Below are 7285 nucleotides of genomic sequence, written 5' to 3'. Positions count from 1 at the left end.
CAGGACCTCAAAGGTGTCGTAGCTGCCCAGCAATATGACTTTTACGTTCAGCGGAATGGCCTCCGGCCGCAGGGAAACCGTCCCGAATCCGCTTTCTTCGGCGATATCTTCGATTTGAATGCTCTTGTTTTGCAGCGCCCGCTTGAGCGCCTCCCAAACATAGGGATTCCCCAGCACGGATTCCACATCCATTATCAGAAAGCCGCCGTTGGCTTCCAGCAGTGAGCCGGCCTGAACCATGGTAAAATCCGTTGTGACCGTGCCCATGTGGGCGCGTTTTTCGATGCGGCCCATAACATTGTGATAGGTGGGATTGGTTTCAAAGATGACCGGCGCCCCTTTCGGCGATCCCCGATCCGTCAGCGGGTTGACCTGGTAGCGGTACAGTTTGGATTTTTGAGGAATGGAGAATATGTTTTCCTCTGGGCTGCCGCCGTCTTCAGCAGGCATAAATAAATTGACATTTTCGATGATGTCCTGTTCAACTGCATCCAGGTGGAGCAAGACATTGCGACTGTCTTTGAATTCGGACCTGATCTTTTCCAGGCGGGATTGAACCAGCGACCGGGTGACTTCGTCCATCAACGCTTCGATGTCGCTGCGCAGGGCATTGTTTAATTTGTCGATTTCCACCGAGGCAATTTCAATCCGGTTTCTGATCAGGCGTAGATTTTCTTCAATTTCATTTTTCTGCTCAATTGACAGTTTGTTAAAATCTTCGGCGGTGAGCGGTTGGCCGTCGACCACGGGGACCGTCTCATACATGTCATCCGTTGACACAATCTGTAGATTTTTTTGGGCGGCATCGGCTTCGATTTCTTGGAAGATTCGATTTTGCTGTTCCGAATACCCGGCCTTTATGGCTGACAACCGCTTGAGATAGATTTCGCTTTCAAATGCAGCCGGCAGGTCTTTTTTCAGAACATGGATAAAACGGTTTATTTTTTTGCTGAGCTGCACGGCTTTGCCGCTGGGAACCTCGATGGCCCGGGGGCGAAATTCATCCTTGAAATTGTTGACCAGACACCAGTCATTTGGATTGGGCAGCGTTTGGGCATGTTTGGTTACCAAATCTTTGACGATGGTGGATTTGCCGGTGCCCTCCGAGCCGGTCACAAAGATATTATACCCGGAATGGTTCATGTTCAGGCCGAATTCCAGTGCCTGAACCGCCCGTTGCTGGCCGATGACTTCATCCAGCGGTTTGATCTGGGAGGTGTTTTTAAATTTGAAAACCCGGTGGTCGCAGACACATCGCAGGTCGGCGGCGTTGAGCTCAAATTTTGATTTTTTCGACATATAAAGACTCCTAGCTGATTGGCTGGTTGCACGGCTGATTTTCGATTATTGGGGGTGTTGTGCTGACACGGTCGAAAAAATAAAAAAATATCTAATTTCGGATCTCATCACTTAATCCTAAAATGTATCAACTTTTTTGGATACTATCTATGTTTATTTGCACCAGATTAAGGGATTTAGGAATTGAGGAATTGAGGGATTAAAAGATAAAATGTGATAAAAGCAATATTTTAAAGGAGATAGAATGAGCCAGCGGTTTTGGATTTTAGATTTGGGATTTCGGATTTAAGGTATTCTGACTGATTTTAACCTAAGACAGAGCGACACGCGGCCCAAGCGCCTGCGCTGCTCGAGCGATACCGCAAATCCCAAATCTCAAATCCGAGATCCCAATTCCGCAATCCGAAATCCCTATTGGTTTCCTTCCAGATATTTTTTAAACCACCGGGCGGTGTGGGATTTTTCGGTGTATTTCAGCAGTTCTGGCGGTGAGCCGGCGGCAACGATTCGGCCGCCCTCGTCACCGCCTTCGGGGCCCAGGTCGAGAATGTAGTCGGCCTCGCGGATGATTTCCATGTTGTGTTCGATGACCGCTACGGTATTGCCGTCGTCCACCAGCTTTTGAAGCACGTCGATTAAACGCTGGACGTCGGCCATGTGCAGGCCCGTGGTGGGTTCGTCGAGGATGTAAAGGGTGTGCCCGTTGGAGCGCTTGACCAGCTGTTGGGCCAGTTTGATGCGCTGGGCTTCACCCCCGGACAGGGTCGGACTGGGTTGTCCCAGGCACAGATACCCCAGTCCGACATCACAGACAAATTGCACGGCCCGGCGGATGGTGGGAATGGCTGCAAAAAACCGGGCGGCTTCGGCAAAGGTCATCTCCAGGATTTCGGAGATGTTCTTGCCGCGGTATTGAATCGCCAGGGTTTCGTCGTCGAAGCGTCGGCCCCGGCATACGTCGCAGAGCACGTAGACATCGGGCAAAAAGCTCATTTCGACCTTCGGACGGCCCTGACCATTGCAGGCTTCGCAGCGGCCTTCGGCGACATTGAATGAAAAACGGCCGGCCGTATAGCCTCTGGCCCGGGCCGCCGGGGTCAGCGAGAACAATTTGCGGATTTCCGACAAAAACCCGACATAGGAAGCCGGCACGGAACGCGGCGTGCGGCCGATGGGGCTGTGGTCGACTTCCAGCACCCGCGTGAGTTCCCGCCAACCGACGATATCCTTGCATTGACCGGCCGGTCGACGCTGCTTCAGCAGCCGGTTGCGCACACCGCGGAACAGGGTTTCTTTGAGTAAACTGGATTTTCCCGAACCGGAAACACCGGTGACCGCAACCAGGCAGCCCAGGGGAATGTTTGCGGTGATATGCTTGAGATTGTTGGCGGCCGCTTTTTGAATCATGATGGCCGGCAACTTTTTATAGGGCCTCAACCGCGACGTGATCTGTTTGGGGTTTCCATCCAGCAGGGCGCCGGTCACCGATAAGGGAATTTTTTTCAAATCGGCCAGTCGGCCGGATGCCACCACCAGGCCGCCGCCCTGTCCGGCCCCGGGGCCCAGATCGACAATCGTGTCGGCTTCACGAATGGTTTCTTCATCATGCTCCACCACCAGGATCGTGTTGCCCCGGTCGCGCAGTGTTTTGAGGGCATCGATCAGGATGCGGTTGTCCCGGGCGTGCAGCCCGATGGTGGGCTCATCCAGGATATAGCATACGCCGGTAAGGTTTGAGCCCAGCTGAGCGGCCAGGCGAATCCGCTGTGCCTCGCCGCCGGAAAGGGTGTTGCCGCTGCGGGCCAGGGACAGATAGGACAACCCCAGCTGATTCAGCAGTGCCAGGCGGGTGAGCAGTTCGGCCACGATGGGCTCGGCCACCGGTTTGTCATGGGGGCTGAACTTCAGTTTTTTGATGATCTCATAGCCATCGCGCGCCGGCCTGCGGGTGAGGTCCCAGATGCTGTGGCTGCCGACCTTGACGGCCAGGGCCTGGGGCTTCAAGCGGCTACCGCCGCATGCAGGGCACACCTTCAGATCGACGTCGCCATCATCCTCGTCGTCGCCAATGGTGCCGAGTCCGCCGCATTTCGAACAGGCGCCCTGCTGACTGTTGAAGGAAAACAGGCGCGGATCGAGGCTTTCAAGACCGATACCGCAGCCGGGACAGATACCGTGCAGGCTGAATACATCGTCTTGGCGCCGGCGATCGACAACTACCAGGGTGCCGTTGCCTTCCTTCAGGGCCCGGTCTACCAGTCCTTCCAGGTCTTCGTCCGGCAGGCGCCCGATGACCAGATCGATGTTGTGCTCGTGGTAGCGGCTTAGCGCCAGGCCCTCGGTCAGGGCCGTCATCTTACCGTCGATACGGGCCTTTTTAATTCCTTTTTTGCGCGCGCGGGCCAGCAAATCTTTGTGAAACCCCTTGCGGCCAAACACTTTCGGCGCCAAGACGGTGGCTGATTTTGCGGGGTAGCGGCGGCGAATTTGATCGACAATGGCCGTCTGGGTCTGGGCCGATAATTTGCGGCCGCATCCCGGGCAGTGCTGGTTGCCGAGCTTGCTGTAAAGCAGGCGCAAATAATGGTAGATCTCGGTCAGGGTGGCCACGGTGGATCGCCGGCTGGCATAGCTGCTGCGCTGCTCGATGGCCACCGTCGGCGCCAATCCGGTCACCAGGTCGACTTCCGGCCGCTCCAGAATCTTCATGTACTGGCGCACATAAGGCGCCAGACTTTCAAGATAGCGGCGCTGGCCTTCGGCAAATAAAATATCAAAGGCCAGGGTGGACTTGCCGGAGCCGGACACGCCGGTTAAGACCACCAGTTCATTGTGGGGCAGCTGCAGGTCGATGTCCTTTAAATTATGCTCCCGGGCACCTTTTAAGGCAATTGCATTGGCCGGCGGCAGATTGCCAAATGACGCCAGCGGTTCAGCAACGCCACCAGCAGCTGCTCTGGGGCGCTTCAACCGGCCCGTTTCTTTCAGATAGGCTTTTAGAAACCGGCCGGTGTGTGATTTACTGTTTTTGGCCACTTCTGCGGGGGGGCCGGTCGCCACGACCCGGCCGCCCTCATCTCCGCCTTCCGGCCCCAGATCGATGACCCAGTCGGCGGTTTTCACCACGTCCATATTGTGTTCGATCACCAATACCGTGTGGCCGCCTTCCACCAGCCGCTGCAATGCGGCCAGCAGCTTTCCGATATCATCAAAATGCAGGCCGGTGGTCGGCTCGTCGAATATGAATAGTTTCGCTGCGGCCGTCAGCGATTCGATTTTGACGTAGCGGGACAGTTTGAGGCGCTGGGCTTCGCCGCCGGACATGGTGTTGATCGGCTGTCCCAGGCGGATATAACCCAGCCCTACGTCAGCCAGGGGCTGCAGGGCACCGGTAATCTTTTGCTGGTCTTTGAAAAAGGCCAGGGACTGGTTTACGGTCAGGCTCAGGATATCATGGATGCTTTTTCCCCGGTAGCGGACATCCAGCACATCGGATTTGAAGCGTTTGCCGCGGCAGTCCGGACAGGTGATAAACACGTCGGACAAAAACTGCATCTCCACCTTCTCAAACCCATCGCCTTTGCAGGTCTCGCAACGACCGCCCGCCACGTTAAAGGAAAAATGACCCGGCCCCAGCCCGGCGGCCCGGGCCTCGGCAGTGTCTGCCAGCAGACGGCGGACCGGGTCCAGGGCCTTGGTATATGTCAAGGCATTGGCCCGCGGGGTGCGGCCGATGGCGCGCTGATCCACCAGCACGACATCGCTGATGTGGTCCAGCCCCCTGATGGATGCATGTTTGCCGGGCCGCCCCTCCTGGTTTCCCAGGGTCCGCTTGGCGGCCTTGTACAGGATTTCTTCCGCCAGCGTTGATTTGCCGGATCCGGAAACACCGGTCAGGCAGACAAACATCCCCAGCGGAATGTCAACGTCGATGTTTTTGAGGTTGTTTTCCGCCGCACCCTTGATCTTCAGCCAGCGACCGGGCTGTGGACGGCGCCGACTTCCGGCAGACGGAATTTTGCGGCGGCCCCTGAGGTATTGCCCGGTCAGGGATCCATCGACGTTGGCGGTGGGCCCGAAATACATGACCTGGCCGCCCTGCTCACCTGCCTGGGGACCCAGGTCCAGCAGGTTGTCGCTTTCGCGAATAATTTCGGGGTCGTGTTCCACCACCACGACGGTGTTTGATAAATCGCGCAGCCCTTTCAATATGCGAATCAGGCGGTGATTGTCGCGGGGGTGCAGGCCGATGCTGGGCTCGTCCAGGACATAGAGCGTATTGACCAGCGACGATCCCAGGGCGGAGGCCAGGGCGACCCGCTGGACCTCGCCGCCGGACAGGGTGCGGGATTGGCGATCGAGGGTCAAATACGCCAATCCGACATCCCTGAGATAATTCAGACGATTGTTGACTTCCTCCAATACCATCAAACCGGCTTCATCACGCTCAGGCAAGCTCAGGTTAGCGAAAAAGGCCAGGGCCCGGGAGACATTCATGGCATAAATTTGAGCGATATTGCAGCCCTCGAGACGGTACAGCAGGGTCTCGGGCTTAAAGCGCGAACCGTGGCATTGCCGGCAGACATCGTAGGCGCGGTAACGGGACAGAAATACCCGCACCGTCATTTTATAGGTTCTGGATTCCAGCCAGCGGAACAGCCCTTCGACGCCGTAGTAGTCGGACGTTCCTTTGATAATGGCATTTTTATGGGCCGTCTTCAGCTTGCGCCATGGGATGGTGGTCGGAATCTTCCGGCGCCGGCAGAAATTCATCAGGTCCTCAAACTCCACGCGCCCGTTGTCGGCAGTGCCGAAGGGTTTGATGGCACCCAGGGCCAGGGACAGCGAGTGGTCCGGAATCACCAGATCCATGTCGATGCCGATCGTGCGGCCGAAGCCCCGGCAGCTGTCACAGGCGCCCGCGGGGCTGTTGAAGGAAAACAGATTGGGCATCGGCGGGGCGTATTCGATATTGCAGCGGGCACACTCCAGCCGGCTGCTGAAGGCATAGTGCCCATCCGGCTGAATCCAGACGTCCAGGCGGCCTCCGCCGAACCGGAAAGCCAGCTCCAGGGAGTCGAGCACCCGGGCCTTATCCGAAGGCCGCAGGATGAGCCGGTCGGCCAGCACCGGGATCTCCTTTTGATGTCGGTCGGGCTGCCAGTCCTCCAGTTGGATGATTCGGTTGGCGACAAAGAGGCGGTCGAAGCCCATCTGCATCAGCGCCTGGCGAACTTCGTCCGCCGAAGCGCCGTTGATCATATACGGAAAGGTAATGGCCACATGTGATCCGGCCGGCTGGTCTTCGAGCAGACGCCAGACCCGGGCCGGGGTTTCCGGTTCCACCGGCCGGCCGCAGGAGCGGCAGTGGAGCTGGGCCAAACGCGCATACAACAGCTTCACGTAGTCGGTGATTTCGGTCATGGTGCCCACGGTGGAGCGCGACGTGCGAACCGGATCTTTGCGGTCGATGGCAATGGCCGGCGGAATGCCTTCGATCTTATCGACCTGGGGCCGGTCCATGCGATCCATGAACTGCCTGGCATAGGGGGAGAACGTCTCCACATAGCGGCGTTGACCCTCGGCATACAGGGTGTCAAAGGCCAGCGAGGATTTGCCCGATCCGCTGACTCCGGTGACGACGGTGATTTGATTGAGCGGGATATCCAGATCCAGACTCTTGAGATTGTGCTGGCGGGCGCCTTTTATTCGAATGGACGGGGTATTCATATATAATATCTTTGTATATTTATTTAATGTTTCAATTGATTTGCTCGAACTATTGATAGTCGTATCCTCGCTTTTTCCGATACTGCGTGTGTGAAAATTGGCCCGGCGGGGCGACTCAAGCGTAGTTTATCGGCTTTAGGTTTCAGGTGTCAGGGAAGCGAGGTGCTAATTTCTGACATCTGAACACGGATCTGCGTGCGGCGGAAAACCTAAGAATTATCAACACAAGCGTTAACAGCCGCAATAAATTGTCGAT

General features: G+C 56.7%; 2 protein-coding genes. Both read right to left on the bottom strand.

From position 1 onward, the window contains the following. A partial coding sequence (locus tag ACZCED_RS24325; RefSeq protein ID WP_464862036.1) for an AAA family ATPase occupies positions 1-1299 on the bottom strand: 1299 nt, incomplete at its 3' end. Positions 1300-1710: 411 nt separating this feature from the next. Further along, a complete protein-coding gene (uvrA, locus tag ACZCED_RS24320) occupies positions 1711-7029 on the bottom strand; it encodes an excinuclease ABC subunit UvrA (RefSeq protein WP_464862035.1) in 5319 nt (1772 codons plus the stop codon). Positions 7030-7285 lie beyond the last annotated feature (256 nt).

This window comes from Desulfosarcina sp., from assembly GCF_055467485.1.
The sequence above is the reverse complement of the archived record's forward strand: the minus strand, read 5'-3'. Positions and strand labels throughout refer to the sequence as shown.

Excerpts from the sequence above, each read along its gene's own strand:
- uvrA (WP_464862035.1), bottom strand. The coding sequence starts at position 7,029 with ATGAATACCCCGTCCATTCGAATAAAAGGCGCCCGCCAGCACAATCTC.